Source organism: Crenobacter cavernae (assembly GCF_003355495.1).
GTDB lineage: Bacteria > Pseudomonadota > Gammaproteobacteria > Burkholderiales > Chromobacteriaceae > Crenobacter > Crenobacter cavernae.
The window spans coordinates 1,350,504-1,365,748 of the sequence record NZ_CP031337.1; the positions used below are offsets into that span (position 1 = coordinate 1,350,504).

Annotated in this window: 17 protein-coding genes; 8 read left to right on the forward strand and 9 right to left on the reverse strand. The window is 65.1% G+C overall.

Annotated features, from left to right (window positions below; genetic code table 11):
• Window positions 1-25 precede the first annotated feature (25 nt).
• The 3 genes from purH to purD are packed head-to-tail and all read left to right on the forward strand — an operon-like array spanning window position 26 to window position 3,425.
• Complete coding sequence (gene purH, locus DWG20_RS06525; protein ID WP_115433047.1) at window positions 26-1,603, forward strand: bifunctional phosphoribosylaminoimidazolecarboxamide formyltransferase/IMP cyclohydrolase; 1,578 nt, start codon at window positions 26-28, stop codon at window positions 1,601-1,603.
• A 22-nt stretch (window positions 1,604-1,625) separates the two neighbouring features.
• The gene (locus tag DWG20_RS06530; RefSeq protein ID WP_115433048.1) at window positions 1,626-2,126 is read left to right on the forward strand and encodes a GNAT family N-acetyltransferase; all 501 of its coding nucleotides are present in this window, start codon (window positions 1,626-1,628) and stop codon (window positions 2,124-2,126) included.
• A gap of 24 nt (window positions 2,127-2,150) precedes the next feature.
• Window positions 2,151-3,425 carry a phosphoribosylamine--glycine ligase gene (purD, locus tag DWG20_RS06535; RefSeq protein WP_115433049.1) on the forward strand — a complete coding sequence of 425 codons (1,275 nt, stop codon included), beginning with the start codon at window positions 2,151-2,153 and terminating at the stop codon, window positions 3,423-3,425.
• A gap of 107 nt (window positions 3,426-3,532) precedes the next feature.
• Here the strand turns inward: purD and DWG20_RS06540 are convergent, their stop codons facing one another.
• A complete protein-coding gene (locus tag DWG20_RS06540; RefSeq protein ID WP_115433050.1) occupies window positions 3,533-3,958 on the reverse strand; it encodes a hypothetical protein in 426 nt (141 codons plus the stop codon).
• Window positions 3,959-4,824: 866 nt separating this feature from the next.
• Here DWG20_RS06540 and DWG20_RS06550 point away from each other — a divergent pair.
• Window positions 4,825-5,391, forward strand: coding sequence for an L-threonylcarbamoyladenylate synthase (locus tag DWG20_RS06550; protein WP_115433052.1), 567 nt, complete (start codon window positions 4,825-4,827; stop codon window positions 5,389-5,391).
• Window positions 5,392-5,429: 38 nt separating this feature from the next.
• On the forward strand, window positions 5,430-6,092 hold the full coding sequence (tolQ, locus tag DWG20_RS06555) for a protein TolQ (RefSeq protein WP_115433053.1): 663 nt from the start codon (window positions 5,430-5,432) through the stop codon (window positions 6,090-6,092).
• A 65-nt stretch (window positions 6,093-6,157) separates the two neighbouring features.
• Here the strand turns inward: tolQ and DWG20_RS06560 are convergent, their stop codons facing one another.
• The 5 genes from DWG20_RS06560 to DWG20_RS06580 all read right to left on the reverse strand — a co-directional run bounded on the left by DWG20_RS06560 (window position 6,158) and on the right by DWG20_RS06580 (window position 10,191).
• Window positions 6,158-6,943, reverse strand: a complete 786-nt coding sequence (locus DWG20_RS06560; protein WP_181880987.1) for a penicillin-binding protein activator LpoB — start codon at window positions 6,941-6,943, stop codon at window positions 6,158-6,160.
• 45 nt (window positions 6,944-6,988) lie between these two features.
• Entirely contained in the window at window positions 6,989-7,588 is a 600-nt protein-coding gene (lpoB, locus tag DWG20_RS06565; RefSeq protein ID WP_115433054.1) for a penicillin-binding protein activator LpoB, read from the reverse strand.
• Between the two features lie 39 nt (window positions 7,589-7,627).
• Entirely contained in the window at window positions 7,628-8,005 is a 378-nt protein-coding gene (locus tag DWG20_RS06570) for a DUF1425 domain-containing protein (RefSeq protein WP_115433055.1), read from the reverse strand.
• An 11-nt stretch (window positions 8,006-8,016) separates the two neighbouring features.
• Window positions 8,017-9,483, reverse strand: a complete 1,467-nt coding sequence (locus tag DWG20_RS06575; RefSeq protein ID WP_115433056.1) for a COG3014 family protein — start codon at window positions 9,481-9,483, stop codon at window positions 8,017-8,019.
• Window positions 9,484-9,741: 258 nt separating this feature from the next.
• Entirely contained in the window at window positions 9,742-10,191 is a 450-nt protein-coding gene (locus tag DWG20_RS06580; RefSeq protein WP_115433057.1) for an Lrp/AsnC family transcriptional regulator, read from the reverse strand.
• Window positions 10,192-10,615: 424 nt separating this feature from the next.
• Between DWG20_RS06580 and phoB the strand changes: the two genes are divergently transcribed.
• From phoB to tal, 3 genes are all read left to right on the forward strand, one after another.
• The gene (gene phoB, locus DWG20_RS06585) at window positions 10,616-11,305 is read left to right on the forward strand and encodes a phosphate regulon transcriptional regulator PhoB (protein ID WP_115433058.1); all 690 of its coding nucleotides are present in this window, start codon (window positions 10,616-10,618) and stop codon (window positions 11,303-11,305) included.
• Between the two features lie 6 nt (window positions 11,306-11,311).
• The gene (gene phoR, locus DWG20_RS06590; protein ID WP_115433059.1) at window positions 11,312-12,613 is read left to right on the forward strand and encodes a phosphate regulon sensor histidine kinase PhoR; all 1,302 of its coding nucleotides are present in this window, start codon (window positions 11,312-11,314) and stop codon (window positions 12,611-12,613) included.
• 118 nt (window positions 12,614-12,731) lie between these two features.
• Complete coding sequence (tal, locus tag DWG20_RS06595; RefSeq protein WP_115433060.1) at window positions 12,732-13,793, forward strand: transaldolase; 1,062 nt, start codon at window positions 12,732-12,734, stop codon at window positions 13,791-13,793.
• A 31-nt stretch (window positions 13,794-13,824) separates the two neighbouring features.
• Here tal and DWG20_RS06600 read toward each other — a convergent pair whose 3' ends face one another.
• From DWG20_RS06600 to DWG20_RS06610, 3 genes are all read right to left on the reverse strand, one after another.
• Window positions 13,825-14,202 carry a DUF2784 domain-containing protein gene (locus tag DWG20_RS06600; protein ID WP_115433061.1) on the reverse strand — a complete coding sequence of 126 codons (378 nt, stop codon included), beginning with the start codon at window positions 14,200-14,202 and terminating at the stop codon, window positions 13,825-13,827.
• Window positions 14,203-14,208: 6 nt separating this feature from the next.
• Window positions 14,209-14,739 carry a hemerythrin domain-containing protein gene (locus tag DWG20_RS06605; RefSeq protein ID WP_115433062.1) on the reverse strand — a complete coding sequence of 177 codons (531 nt, stop codon included), beginning with the start codon at window positions 14,737-14,739 and terminating at the stop codon, window positions 14,209-14,211.
• A gap of 71 nt (window positions 14,740-14,810) precedes the next feature.
• Entirely contained in the window at window positions 14,811-15,194 is a 384-nt protein-coding gene (locus DWG20_RS06610) for a VOC family protein (protein WP_115433063.1), read from the reverse strand.
• Window positions 15,195-15,245 lie beyond the last annotated feature (51 nt).

A 15,245-nucleotide genomic window follows, 5' to 3' on the forward strand; every position in this document is an offset into this window, starting at 1 on the left:
CATTCACCTTTACTGGAACGGGAACATGAGCAAGATCGAACGAGCCCTCATCAGCGTGTCGGATAAAACCGGCGTCGTCGAATTCGCGCGCGGCCTCGCCGAACAGGGCGTGGAACTCTTGTCGACCGGCGGCACCGCCAAGCTGCTGGCCGACGCCGGCATTCCGGTGACCGAAGTGTCCGACTACACCGGCTTCCCGGAGATGCTCGACGGCCGCGTGAAGACGCTGCACCCGAAGGTGCACGGCGGCATCCTCGGCCGACGCGACCTGCCCGAGCACGTCGCCAAGATGGCCGAGCACGGCATCGGCAACATCGACCTCGTTTGCGTGAACCTCTACCCGTTCGAGGCGACCATCGCCAAGGCCGACTGCACGCTCGAGGACGCGATCGAGAACATCGACATCGGCGGTCCGACCATGGTTCGTTCGGCGGCCAAGAACTGGGCGCACGTCGCCATCGTCACCGACGCGGCCGATTACGAATTGCTGCTCTCCGAGCTGAAGGCCAACAAGGGCGCGCTGGCCAAGGCGACCCGCTTCAAGCTGGCGAAGAAGGCGTTCACCCACACCGCCGCCTACGACGGCGCGATCTCGAACTACCTGACCAGCCTGACCGAAGACTCGATCGAAGGCGTGCCCGAGCAGTTCGCCTTCCCGAATCGTTTGAATTCGCAGTTCGTCAAGGTGCAGGACATGCGCTACGGCGAGAACCCGCATCAGGCCGCCGCGTTCTACCGCGAGCTCGACCCGGCCGCCGGCAGCATCGCCCACTACAAGCAGCTGCAGGGCAAGGAGCTGTCGTACAACAACATCGCCGACGCCGACGCGGCGTGGGAAGCGGTGAAGACCTTCGATGCGCCGGCCTGCGTGATCGTCAAGCACGCCAACCCGTGCGGCGTCGCGATCGCGGCCGACCCGCTGACCGCGTACAAGCTGGCGTTCGCGACCGACACCACGAGCGCCTTCGGCGGCATCATCGCCTTCAACCGCGAAGTCGATGGCGAGACCGTCGAAGCGGTGACCGGCCAGTTCCTCGAAGTCTTGATCGCCCCGGCCTTCACCAAAGAGGCCAAGGCCATCATCGCCGCCAAGAAGAACGTGCGCGTGCTGGAAGTGCCGCTCGTCGCCGGCGCCAACCGCTTCGACATGAAGCGCGTCGGCGGCGGCCTCTTGGTGCAGACGCCGGACCTGAAGAACGTCGGCCTCGACGAGCTGCGCGTGGTGTCCAAGCGCCAGCCGACCGAGCAGGAAATGGCCGACCTGATGTTCGCGTGGCGCGTCGCCAAGTTCGTGAAGTCGAACGCGATCGTGTTCTGCGCGGGCGGCCGGACAGCCGGCATCGGCGCCGGCCAGATGAGCCGCGTCGACTCGACCCGCATCGCCGCGCGTAAGGCTGCTGACGCCGGCTTGAGCCTCGCCGGCGCGGTGGCGGCCAGTGACGCGTTCTTCCCGTTCCGCGACGGCATCGACGTCATCGCCGGAGAGGGCATCAAGGCCATCATCCACCCGGGCGGTTCGATGCGCGACGAAGAGGTGTTCGCCGCTGCCGACGAGCACGGCATCGCCATGGTGCTGACCGGCACGCGCCACTTCCGCCACTGATCCATCCGCCGGGGGCAGCGTCATGAAGATCCGACCCGAACAGGCCGGCGACCAGGCGGCGATCCGCGACGTGCTCATCGCCGCGTTCGCCGACCATCCGCACAGCCGCAACAACGAGCACACGCTGGTCGACGCGCTGCGCGAAGAGCACGCGCTGTCGCTCGGCCTGGTGGCCGAGGAGGGCGGCGAGGTGATCGGCTACATCGCGTTCTCGCCGGTCACCGTCGCCGGCGAAAAATGCGGCTGGTACGGGCTCGCGCCGCTGGCGGTGCGCCCGGACAGGCAGCGCCGCGACGTCGGCCGCTCGCTGGTCAAGGCCGGCCTTGCCGCCTTGCGCGAGACCGGCGCCGCCGGCTGCGTGCTGCTCGGCGACCCGGACTACTACGGCCGATTCGGCTTCGCGCGCCGCGCAGGGCTCACCCTGCCCGGCGTGCCGCCGGCGTTTTTCCTCGCGCTGGCCTTCGAAGATTCGCAGCCGGCCGGTGAGGTGGCGTACCATCCGGCTTTTGACAGTTGCAAGTGAGATAGAGACAGGAGTCCTCACAGCATGAAAGTACTGGTTATCGGCGGGGGCGGCCGCGAGCACGCCATCGCCTGGCGTCTCGCGCAGTCGCCGCGCGTCTCCAAAGTCTTCGTCGCGCCGGGCAACGCCGGCACCGCGCTCGACAAGCATCTGACCAACGTGCCGGCCGACTCGGTCGACGAGTGGCTGGCGTTCGCCAAGGCCGAAGGCGTGTCGCTGACCGTCGTCGGCCCCGAGGCGCCGCTGGCCGCCGGCGTCGTCGACGCCTTCCGCGCCGAAGGCCTGAAGGTGTTCGGCCCGACGCGCGAAGCCGCGCGGCTTGAGGCGTCGAAGGACTTCGCCAAGGCCTTCATGAAGCGCCACGGCATCCCTACCGCCGACTACGAGACCTTCTCCGACGTCGCCAGCGCGCACGCCTACGTCGACACGAAAGGCGCACCTATCGTGATCAAGGCCGACGGCCTGGCCGCCGGCAAGGGCGTCGTCGTCGCGATGAGCCTCGAAGAAGCGCACGCAGCCGTCGACGATATGTTGTCGGGCAATAAGCTCGGCGACGCCGGCAGCCGCGTCGTGATCGAGGAATTCCTCAGCGGCGAGGAAGCCAGCTTCATCGTCATGGTCGACGGCAACAACGTCTTGGCGCTGGCGACCAGCCAGGACCACAAGCGGCTGAAGGACAACGATCTCGGGCCGAACACCGGCGGCATGGGCGCGTACAGCCCGGCACCGGTCGTCACGCCCGAGGTGCACGCGCGCGCGATGCGCGAGGTGATCCTGCCGACCGTAGAAGGCATGAAGGCTGACGGCCTGCCGTACACCGGCTTCCTGTACGCCGGCCTGATGATCAGCCCGGACGGCACGATCAAGACGCTGGAATTCAACTGCCGCATGGGCGACCCGGAAACCCAGCCGATCATGGCGCGGCTGAAGTCCGACTTTTCCGTGCTGATCGAGCACGGCATCGCCGGCACGCTCGACAAGGTCGAGGCCGAATGGGACCGCCGCGTCGCGGTCGGCGTCGTGCTGGCATCCGAGGGCTACCCGGAGAAGCCGAAGCACGGCGACGTGATCGACAACGTGCCGGACAACACCGACGACATGATCGTGTTCCACGCCGGCACCGCGTTCAACGACAAGGGCCAGCTCGTCACCAGCGGCGGCCGCGTGTTGTGCACCGTGGGCCTGGGTGAAAACGTCAAGCAGGCGCGCCTGGTCGCGTACCGCCTGGCGGACCTGATCCAGTTCCCCGGCAAGCAGCAGCGCCGCGACATCGGCAACAAGGCGCTGGTGAAGAAGTAAGCGCTAAGCCTTAGAAAGACGAAAGCTTGGCCGAGCCTGCGGGGCTCGGCCAAGCTTTTATGGGGTAGTCCGGCGCAATGCGCTGCGCTTATTGCGCCCTACGGCGCTTATAGGTTGGTGGCCGACTTGGCCTGCAGCCCACCCCATTGTCTGAGGCCGTTGCTCAGACAGTCGATCTGGGTGCCCGCCATCGCGCTAAGCCTGGAGCAATATTCGCCCAAATTGGTGAGTGTCTGTTTCCATGCCGTATGGCTTGGAGGTACCAACTCGTTGAGCAAGCCGTTGGGTGCCACTTGCTTGATGGCGCCTCCGAGCACCTCCCGATAGGCGCCCAGGTAAAGGTTGTCCTTCACCGTGCTGGCGAACAGCTGCTTGCTCTTGTTGATCTGATCCGCCGCGCTTCCCACCGACACCACGTTACCTTGGGCCGGCACCGGCTGTAGATCCGTGGAGGTGATGTTGATAATGCCCATTTCAAGGTTTACACGCTGGACGCTGTAGAAGATGTCGGTCTGGTCGCTGGCCGTACGCATGGTATCGACCAGCGTTTCCGCCGAACGGATACGCTAAAGCAGTTTGTAAGCATCGGTCGTTGGCTGGGCCGAATGGTCCTTGAATCGTTCGTGCCCATAGTGAGCCAGCATCGTGATCAGCAACTGCGTGCGGAATAGCCGGAATTGCACATTGTCTTTTGGTATCTGGCAAAACTGCGAATCCAGCAAGTCTCCAAAGAAGTCTTCCCCGTCGAGCCGCACCTGATCAATGGGCCGCTGTATGCACGTCGTCGAGGACGACGCTACCGCCGTCGGTGTCAAGCTTACCGTAGCGTCCCGTCCCGGAGCCGCGCACCCAGCCAGCAGCGTCGGCAATAGAGCCGCGTACCATATGGCATGTTTCACTTCTTCCCCTCCCGTTTAACATGCAGCTTGAATTAGTGTTTTGGGCTGGCGGCTAAGGGTGCCTGGCCTGGAACGACCGCCGACCGAGCGCTCGGGCGGGCCAGGAACCGCACCAAATATTGTCGTCGTAGATTGAAGCTCCAGGGTAATGCAACAAGGCAGAGGCCGAGTTTTGCAATATTCAGTACATTTGTTTCTGCTTTAATGCCATGTTATGAATTAAGGCTGCCAAAAGTGATTTTATTTGAAAAATATAATGATATGCGTATAGGGCGGCCTGGTGGGTCGCGCGCAATAAGCTCAGCGCATTGCGCCGAATTGTCCCGCCAGGCCGACAAGGGTTGGCCGAGGGCCCGGCCAAGCTTGTACTCACGTCATACGCTCATCGCGGCGGCTCTTTAGCGATTCGCCGCAACGCCTCAGTGGAACCCGAGTGGCCGGCGCGACTCTGAGTGTTTCCGGGCTGACCTCAGCCCGCCGCAGTGCGATAATCCAGCCCCATGCGTTTTCCTGTTCATATCCCCGGCGCCGCGCTGCTGCGCCGCGCCCGCGCCCGCCTCAAGGCCGGCGGCGTGATCGCCTATCCGACCGAGTCGTGCTACGGAATCGGCTGCGACCCGCTGAACGCGCGCGCCTTGCGCCGCGTGATCGCGATGAAGGGCCGCCCCAACCACAAGGGGCTGATCGTGATCGCGGCGAGCATCGAGCAGCTCAGGCCGCTCGTCGAGCCCTTGTCGCGCGACGACGAGGCGCGGCTGATGGCGCACTGGCCGGGGCCGGTAACCTTCCTGCTGCCGGCGTCGCGCCGCGTGCTGCCGCTGTTGCGCGGCCGGCACCGGACGCTGGCGGTGCGCATCCCCGATCACGCCGAGGCGCGCAGCCTCGCGGCCGTGCTTGGCCCGCTGGTGTCGACCTCGGCCAACCCTGCGGGCCAGGTGTCGCTCAAGAGCGCGCGCGCGTGCCGTCTCACCTTCGGCGAGCGCCTGCTGACGTTGCCGGGCCGCGTCGGCGGCCGGCGCGCGCCGTCCACCATCATCGATTTCGCCAGCGGACGCGTGTTACGCTAGCCGCCTGCCTGTAAAGAGAGACCACCGTGCAAGAACCGATGTCTATCGTAAAGCTCATCCTCGACGCCAGCCTGATGGTGAAACTGGTGATGGCCGGGCTGATGCTGCTGTCCGTGCTGTCGTGGGGCCTGATCCTGCAGAAGATGGCGCTGTTGCGCCGCGCGCGCCGCGAGGCGGAAAGCTTCGAGCGCACCTTCTGGAGCGGCGCCGACCTGAACCGCCTGTACGAGGAGTCGGGTCGCCACAACGCGGCGCTCGGCATGGAGAAGATCTTCAGCGCCGGCTTCGGCGAATTCCTCAAGCTGCGCCGCCAGGGCGCGAGCGCCTTGTCCGACGTGATGGACGGCACGCGCCGCGCGATGCGCGCCGCCGCGCAGCGCGAATTGGACGAGCTGGACGCGCACACGTCCTTCCTCGCGACCGTCGGCTCGGTCAGCCCCTATATCGGCCTGTTCGGCACGGTGTGGGGCATCATGCACGCCTTCATCGGCCTCGGTAACGCCGGCCAGGCGACGCTGGCTACCGTCGCGCCGGGCATCGCCGAAGCGCTGATCGCGACCGCGATCGGCCTGTTCGCGGCGATCCCGGCGGTGGTCGGTTATAACCGCTTCTCCTACGACGTCGACCGCCTGGCGACGCGCTTCGACACCTTCATGGAAGAGTTCTCGAACATCCTGCAGCGCCTGGCGACCCGCGGCTGAGCGATTCTTGCAATATGAAAAAGGCGGTGCCTCGCGGCGCCGCCTTTTTTGTTTGCCCGACCGCCTCAACGCAGGATGATGACGTCTTCCCTGCGCGTTTCGGTTTGACCTGTGTTGCTGACCCGGTTGCCGTTTCGGGCCTCCGGGCTGACGCCGGGTGAGAATTGTTCCTCGATCTGCCGTGCGGCGTCCTCGCCCAGGCTCTTCGAGACTTCGCTCACGACACGTCCGCGGTTGGGCATCACCCGGTTGTTGCCGGTCAGGAAGCGCGCATCCTGGCCCTCGCCGCTCGCGCTGAACGCCGCCTTGACCTCGTAGGTACGGGTGTCGATCAGGCTGAAGTCGGCGACCAGGTCGAGGCTGAGCGCCTGGGTGTATTTGCCGGTGCCCTGTACTGGGTTGATCTCGTCGCGCCACTCCAGGCTCGACACCGAGCCGAACAAGACGTAATCGGCGCCGGGGTACATGCCCTTCTTGATCCGGTCGATGACGTCATAGAGTTTCTCGTTGTCCTTGCTGGTGTAGGGGCGCGGCTGGACCAGGCGGTATTGGCCCGACTTGAGCATCTCGCCCTTGATGTCGGCGGTGAATTTGCGCAGTTCGCCGCGATCGATGTAGCTGTAGGTGCCTTCGGCCTCGAAATAGCGGCTCTCCGAGTCGGCGCTGAGCGAGCCGTGTGTCCGGCCGGCCGAAGCACGGAGCGACGATTTCTCGCTGGCGGCGACCACGCGGAAGTATTCGCTGACACGTTCCTCGTACGCGAGATCGGTCACGGCGACCTTGGGCGCGTCGGCCAGCACGCTGCCGGCAAGGAACAGACCGGCCATCAGGCCGGCGATCGATGTCTTCATGATGGTTTCCCGTAAAAGGGGCCGCAGCCCCCAGTGCCAGCGCGCTCAGCGGCGCGAAGTCTTGCGGATTTCCTTCTCGTCCTGCCATTCGTCGATGCCGTCCTCAATGTTCTTCAGCATCAGCGTGAACTTGTAATCGACGAGCTTGGTGCTGGCGTTGCGCTTGACGATCGAAGTGATCTCGCCGGTCAAGAGGTACTTGGCGCCCTGCATCTTGCCGACCTTGGCCTTCTTGCCGTACAGGCCGGTCTGGTTCTGGCGCATCAGCTCGTCGGTCTGCGCGTTCATCGTGCTGTTGTCGGTCGTGAAGCGCGCGCCGCCCTTCATCAGCTGGGTCTTAATCGAGTTGGTGATGTTGCGGGTGTCGATGTACTCGCTGGTCTTGTTCTTCACTTCGGCGACGGTGATCAGCGGGCGACCCTGCATGGCGGGGTGCTGAATCAGCGAGCGCGTCATCGACTCGGCGATCGCCTGCAGGTCGGAGGTGCCGAATTCGTTGGTGATGGTCTCGACGGCCTTGCTGTCGCCGTAACTGACGCTGCCGTCGCCCAGCAGCGGCGAGGAGGTGGAGGAGCAACCGGTGACGAGCAACAGGCTGGCCAGCACGGACAGTGCACCGGCGCGGCCGGAATTCAGGAATGTCATTTTGCGTCCTTCTGTCTTGTCGATACGGGAAAGCTGGGGTCAGCGCACCGTGTTTTCCGGGCTCTGCAACTGCAGGCGGAAGTCGGTGGTAGCGGCGGTCGGCGCGACCTCGGAAAGAAGCTTGCGCTCAGTACCGTACAGCGTGATCGGCTTCCAGGCTTCTTCACCCCAGGTGGCGAAGCCGTTGTCGTCCAGCCACTTGAAGCGGTAGTACACGACCTGGTTGCGGCTGGACTCGTTGACGAGCTCGGCCTGGATGTTCAGGAGGCCGTTGCGGCGCGCGAGGCGGATGTTGTCCACCTTGACCTTGTCCATCTGGCCGAGCTGTTCGGTCTTGCTGGCCACCGAGTCGGCGAGCGCGGGCAGGCAGGCGCCGAGGCTGGTCGCCAGGACAAGCGAGGTAATCAGGGTTTTCATGGGGCGTATTCTCAACTGCGTTTACGGGCGCGCTTGGCGGTCAGGGTCGGGGCCGGCTCCTCTGCCTGGGCCTCTATGATTTTCGATGCGCCGGTCGGCGAGGCCGGGTCGGACTGCGCCAGGTAGGCGCTGCCGGCCATGACGCGGATGGGTACGATGGTGTGGCGCTGATCGATGCGCAGCGGCAACTGCTTGGTGCCGCTCGGTGTCTCGACGGTCAGCGTGTACTGGCCGTAGGCCAGCATCTGGCGGCCGATCGCGATCTGCTCGGGCAGGGTGCGCCACATGCGGTCGTCGGCCTGTTCGGTGACGACGGCGGCGACGCTGGTGAGCAAGCCGCCCAGCGGCCCGGCCTTGTCGTTCATCTCCTTCTGCAGCACGCTCTTGACGGTGGCGCGGATGGCGCTGCGCAGCAGGATGCCGGGCATATCGTCGCGCAGCGTGCGACGGGACATGGCGTCGAAGTCGGCGATCGGGCTGATGGCGATGTTCCGGCCGTTGACCACGATCTGGCGCGGGGCGATGTTGCCGCTCGTCTTGCCGATCACCGGGAAGGAGATCGGCGTCAGCACCAGGCCGCCGCCCATCGTCACCGGCAGCGGCAGCGTGACCGAACGGCGCGCCGGGGCGCTGCCACTGGAGACCACGAACAGCACGTCGGACGCCTTGGCTTTCAGGCGGCGCGCGCGCGAGTCGAGGCCGCGCAAGCCCTCCTCAAGAACGGGAGTGCTCGGACGCAGCTCGATGGCTTGGCGATAGCCGGGCGCGGCGAGGCTCGGTTCGCGGTTGGCTTCGTAGACATAGCCGGCGAGGTAGTGGCTGAAGGCGTTCTGGTAGCCGTTCTTCAGCTTGAGCACGTCAGGCGCGTCGAGCGTTTCTACCGGATAGCCCTTGATGTTCTGGATGCTGGGCTGGCTGACGTTCTTGGCCTTCGCCTCATCTTCCAGCTTCGCATATTCCTTGTCGCGGAAATCCTTGATCAGCGCCTCGCGCTCGTGGGTCTTCTTGATCTCCACCCGCGCGAGGTCGAGTTTGCCGCCCAGCGCGTGGTTGAGGGCGAGATAGGTGCTCAGCATCACCTTCTCATAGTCGGTGCCCTCGTAACGGCGCGTCTTGTCGTTGAGCAGCACGCTGCCGACCTGCCCCATCACCTTGCCGGCGTTGGCGCGGTATTCGTCCTCCCATGCGCGGATCTGCTGGTCGGCCTGCTGCCACGACGCGGTGCTAGCCGGAATGTCGTTCTTCAGCTGCTGCAACTGGCCGATCTCCATGTAGTAGAGCAGGTCCTTGCCGCTGCTCAGCAGGCCGCTGCTGTTGCTCTCGAGGCTGGCGATGGCGGTGTCGATCTGCCCCTGGTTGGCGGCGTTCAGCGAGCCTTGCAGCCGGCTGTTATGGCTGCTGAGCGTGCCGCAACCGCTCAGCAGGCCGGCGGCCAGCAGCAGTGTGGCCGTCGTGGACAGGCGGGATGGGATGGTCATGGGGACTCCTAGGCGGGAAGCGGACGAAAAAGGCTTTCCTGGCAGGAAGGAGACTCGTCAATCTGCATTCCCGATCAGGCGGCTGATCGGGCGCGATTATAGTGTTAATAATTGTGGTAATGTAATTTTTTTGCATTTGGCATATGCAAATATTGACTTGGTCTTCGCTGCCTTGGTCGCCGAAAAACGCAAGCCCCACCACCGTTGGCACGGTGTGGGGGCCTGGTCTTGAAGAACAGCTTGGCTGAGCCGTCTGGCTCAGTCTTCCAGCAGCTGCGCCGGCAGCCGCGGCGGGACCGGCGTGTCGACGACGATCGACGTCTTGGTGTCGCCATACTGCATCAGCTTGCCGATCAGGTCCTGCAGCGCCGGCATGGCCGGCAGCGCGGTGCGGATCAGCAGCGCGCTGGTGCCGGTGATCGACACGCACTCGACCACCTCAGGCATTTCGCGCACGCGCTCGAGCACCATGCCGTACTCGCGGTGCTTCACCGTCAGTTCGATCACGCACAGGATCGGCATGCCGATCTTGGCCGGGTCGATCGCGACGTGGTAGCCGGTGATCACGCCGGCGCGTTCGAGCTTCTCGACGCGGTCGGCCACCGCCGGCGCCGACAGATTCACGCGGCGCGCCAGTTCGGCGAAGCGGATGCGCGCGTTTTCCGATAACGCGGCGAGGATTTTGCGATCGTATTTGTCTAGTTGCACTTCGAAAGTCTCATACTCTTAATCCCTTTGAAAATAAGACAAAACTGCACAGAAACCAATGGTTTCCATTATGCGGCGGGTGATCGATTGTATACAATAGCTTCATCTCGATGCCTGTCCGGAGCTTGTTGCCTCTTGTTTCCCGGGCGGCCTCGATAGGGGCTGTTGTCTCTGGCTGCGCGTTCTGCCTACCGGTGCAATGGTTCTGGCGATCTCTTTGTCCCTGGTCCTTAAGTCAGGTTTGACGGAACGACCTTGCGGGTCCGCTTGTTTGAGCGGGCCCGTTTTTTTTGCCCCTCCGCCCCGCCGATCACGCGCCGCGCGCTGTTTTTTTCCGCGATCTGGCAGCCGTATCGCAAAACATGTCATATTTCTGTAACCGCCCGTTTCTATCCTTGCCACAGTTTCTAAACAGGGTCACACCATGCCTGCCAATATTCTGCTGGTCGAAGACGAACCGGCGATCCAGGAATTGATTGCCTTCAACCTGACGCAGGCCGGTCACCATGTGCTGCGTGCCAGCACCGCCGAAGCGGCGCTGACGCTGGTGAAGAACGCCTTGCCCGACCTCGTGCTGCTCGACTGGATGCTGCCGGGCGCATCGGGCATCGACATCGCCAGGAAGCTGCGCTCGGACGACCGCACCAAGCATGTACCGATCATCATGCTGACCGCGCGTTCGGACGAGCAGGACAAGGTCGTCGGCCTCGAGACCGGCGCCGACGACTACATCACCAAGCCGTTCTCGCCGCGCGAACTGTTGGCGCGCATCAAGGCGGTGCTGCGCCGTCGCGCGCCGCAGATGACCGACGACGCGGTCGAGGTGAAGGGGCTGAGGCTCGACCCGGTCACGCACCGCGTGTCCGGCCACGAGAACACCATCGACCTCGGCCCGACCGAATTCCGCCTGCTTCACTTCTTCATGACGCACCCGGAACGCGTGCACTCGCGTTCGCAATTGCTCGATCAGGTGTGGGGCGACCATGTGTTCGTCGAGGAGCGTACCGTCGACGTGCACATCCGGCGTCTCAGGAGCGCGCTCGAGCCATCCGGCCACGCGGAGCTGATCCAGACCGTGCGCGGCACCGGCTACCGATTCTCGACCCAGGCGTGAGGCCCGATGCGTGAATTCCTGCAGCGCACCCTGATCGGTGTCGTCGTCGTCGGCTTCTTCACTCTCCTCGTGTGGGGGGCGCTCGGCGCGGTCCAGGCGCTGTGGCTGGCGCTGACCGTCGTCGTCCTGTGGTTGTCCTTCCACCTGTATCACATCGCGCTGTTGCTGCGCTGGCTCAAGCACCCGGGCTCCGAGCGCGTGCCCGACGGCTTCGGTTCCTGGCACATGGTGTTCATGACGCTGTACCGCCAGGCGCGCGCGCAGACGCAGAACAAGAAGAAGCTGACCAACGTGCTCGAGCGCTTCATCAGCGCCGGCGAGGCGATGCCCGACGGCGTGGTCGTGCTCGACGAACATGACCGCATCGAGTGGCTGAACCCGTCTGCGGTCGAACACCTGGGGCTCAACCGCAAGGAAGACGTCGGCAACCAGATCCTCAACCTGATCCGCCAGCCGAACTTCCACGCCTACATGAGCGGCGACAGCTTCTCGCAACCGTTGATCCTGCGCTTCGTGCAGCCGTCCGAGCGCGTGCTGGCTATCCAGCTGGTGCCGTTCGATTCGACGCGCAAGCTCTTGCTGTCGCGCGACATCACGCAGATCGAGCGCGTGCAGACGGTGCACCGCGACTTCGTCGCCAACGTGTCGCACGAGTTGAGGACGCCATTAACCGTGATCGGCGGTTTCCTCGAGACCTTCGCCGACATGGACGAGCCCGACGTCGGCATGCTCAAGCAGTTCATGCCGATGATGCTCGACCAGACGCGGCGCATGCAGAGTCTGGTCGAAGACCTGCTGACGCTGTCGCGGCTCGAGAACAGCCCGAAGGCGGTGCCGAACGAGAAGGTCAACATGGACGAGCTGCTCGCGACGCTGCGCGCCGAGGCCGAGGGCCTGTCGCGGGGCCGGCACAAGGTCGTGTTCGATAAGGCTTCGGCGCGATGGCTGTGGGGCAGCGCGAGCGAATTGCACTCGGCGTTCGGCAACCTGGTGTCGAACGCGATCCGCTACACGCCCGAGGGCGGCACGGTGACGCTCGCTTGGCGCGATGCCGGCGAGAAGGCGGTGTTCTCGGTGTCCGACACCGGCATCGGCATCCCGCGCGAACACATCCCGCGCCTGACCGAACGCTTCTACCGCGTCGACCGCGGCCGCTCGCGCGGCAACGGCGGCACCGGGCTGGGGCTCGCCATCGTCAAGCACGTGCTGGCGCGCCACCACGCCAAGCTCGAGATCGCGAGCGAGGCCGACAAGGGCAGCACCTTCAGCGTGGTGTTCGGCGCCGAAAGGTTGGCCGAGGCCGAATAGGCTCGGCCAACCTTGGCGGTGAAATGCGGTCGAAGCTTAAGGGCGGCCACCGGCTTGGCCCGGCGTGCCGCCCGCGTTACGATGACACGACAATAACGACCGTCCCCGGGATATCGCCATGAACCGTTTGCAAGCCATCCGCCCGTTCGGCCAGCGCATCTGGCTGGACAACCTGTCCCGCGAGCTGCTCGCGTCCGGCGAGCTCGCCCGCCTCGTCGCCGAGGACGGCATCGCCGGCGTGACCTCGAACCCGACCATCTTCCACAAGGCGATCGGCAGCGATCCGCGCTACCGGGACGACCTCAATGCGCTCAAGCTGCGCGCGCTGAACGCCGAGCAGACGTACGAGGCGCTGGTGGTGCCCGACGTGCAGGCAGCGTGCGACCTGATGGCCGGACAATACGCCGCGAGCCACGGCGACGACGGCTACGTCAGCCTCGAAGTATCGCCGCTGTTGGCCGACGACGTCGAAGGCACGCTGGAGGCAGCGCGCCGCCTGTGGGCGGCGGTCAAGCGCCCGAACCTGATGATCAAGATCCCGGCAACAAAGGCCGGCGTGACGGCGCTCGCTCACCTGATCCGCGAGGGCGTCAACGTCAACGTCACGCTGCTGTTCAGCCTCACGCAGGTCGAGGCGGTGTGGGACGCGTACATCGCCGGTCTTTCCGCCCGCCACGACGACGGCGAGCCGCTGGGCCACGTGAAGGCGGTGGCGAGCTTCTTCCTGTCGCGCGTCGACAGCGCGATCGATGCGGCGCTGCCGGCATCGCTGCAGGGCAAGGGTGCAATCGCGCTGGCGAAGAGCGCGTACGCGCGCTATCTCGAGCGCTTCCACGGCGCCGAATTCGCCGCGCTCAAGGCATCCGGCGCGCGCCCGCAATACCTGCTGTGGGCGAGCACCGGCACCAAGAACCCGGCCTACCGCGACGTACTCTATGTCGAGGCGCTGATCGGCCCGGAAACGGTCAACACCGTGCCCGATGCGACGCTCGCGGCCTTCCGCGACCATGGCGAAGCGGCCGACGCGCTGACCGGCGCCGACTTCACCGCCGAGAAGCAAACGTTGGCCGAGATCGAGGCGGCCGGCGTGAACTGGGAAGACCTCGGCGCGCGCCTGCAGCAGAACGGCCTCGCGCTGTTCGCGGATTCCTACCTCGCGCTATTGAAGCTGACCGCGTGACGCGTCGGTGAGATAGGGAAGGGGGCGGCTGTCAGCCGCCCTCTTTGTTTTTAGTGCGTCTCCACGCGACGAAGCCGTACACCGCTGCGTTGACCGCGATGACGAAGAGCGCGAGCCAGGTCTGCAGGCCGGCCGTCAGTGCGTCCGGGTAGATCAGCGGCAGTAGATAGTGCTCGACGAAGCCGCCGTCATAACCCGCTTCGCCCGCTGCGCGTCTCAGTGCGTTCTCGAGCGGCGTGAGCGGGCAGGCCCAGTGCATCGTTTCGACCGTGACGCCCCAGGCGAACGCCGGCAGGTGCAGCCACGCCACGCGTGGCCAGCGCAGCGCCAACAGGCCGCCTAACATCACGAAGACGATGAACGCGAGGTGGACGAAGACCACCGCGTCGGCGGCGAGACGGTACGGCATATCGGTCTAGAACGGCCGCGCCTGCCGCCGCGCCGCCATGCGCGAGCCGGCGGCGGCGAGCTCGTCGGGGGTGATCAGGTGCGCGGCCAGCGGGAACAGCCATTCTTCCTCGAACGCGATGTGAGCGCGGTAGTCGCCGACGTAGGACGCGACCAGTTCAGCCGGCAGTTCTGCCGCCTCGCCTGAGGCGACGCGCTCGAGCGCCGGGCGCAGCGCCTGCCACTGCTCGACGAAAACTTCGTGCTCGCGGTGCAAACGGATGAGCGCCTCGGCGGCGCCCGGGTCGCGCTCGCGCAACAGCGGAAACAGCTCGTCCTCCTCGTCCTGATGGTGGTGCGGTCCGGCGTGATCGAAATAGCGCAGGATGGCGCGCGCGGCGTCGATCGCGTTCTCGTCCGCGCCGTGCATTTTCAGGTGCTCGGGCAGCGCGGTGAGCATCTTGCAGAAGCGGCGCAGCTTGTCGTGACAGGCGGCGAGCATCTCGAGCGGCTCGTCGAACGACGGCGCGGGGCGGGGCAGCGAATCGGTGAGCGGCATGGCGGCCTCCTGGGACGATAAGGATAGTGTAGGTCCAAGGCGCCACGCGACGAAGCTCGGCTCGCGCGAGGCTAGCCTACGGTGAGCAACTCGAGCACGTGGCCGTCGGGGTCGCAAAAGTACACGCCGCGTCCTCCCGCGCGATGGTTGATCTTCATGTCTTCCCGGGAATAAGGCTCGCTTCCGTAGCGGATGCCTTCCGCCTCGATACGCACGAAGATCGCGTCGAATTCCTGTTCGCTGACCTTGAACGCATAGTGGAGCACTGGCAGCGGCCCGTCGTCCCGGTCGGACCAGTCGCCGAAGTCGAGCGTCAGCGCGTCGTTGACCCGCACCGGCGCGAAATAGCCGACCGCCTCTTCATCGAACGAAAGCCCGAGAATCCTCGCGAAGAATCTCGCCGACGCGACCTTGTCGCGCGCCGGGACGATGGTGTGGTTGAGTTCGATCGTCATGGTCCTCTCCTCGTGAGCTATAGACCCGCTGCGCGCCGATTCGATCTCGAT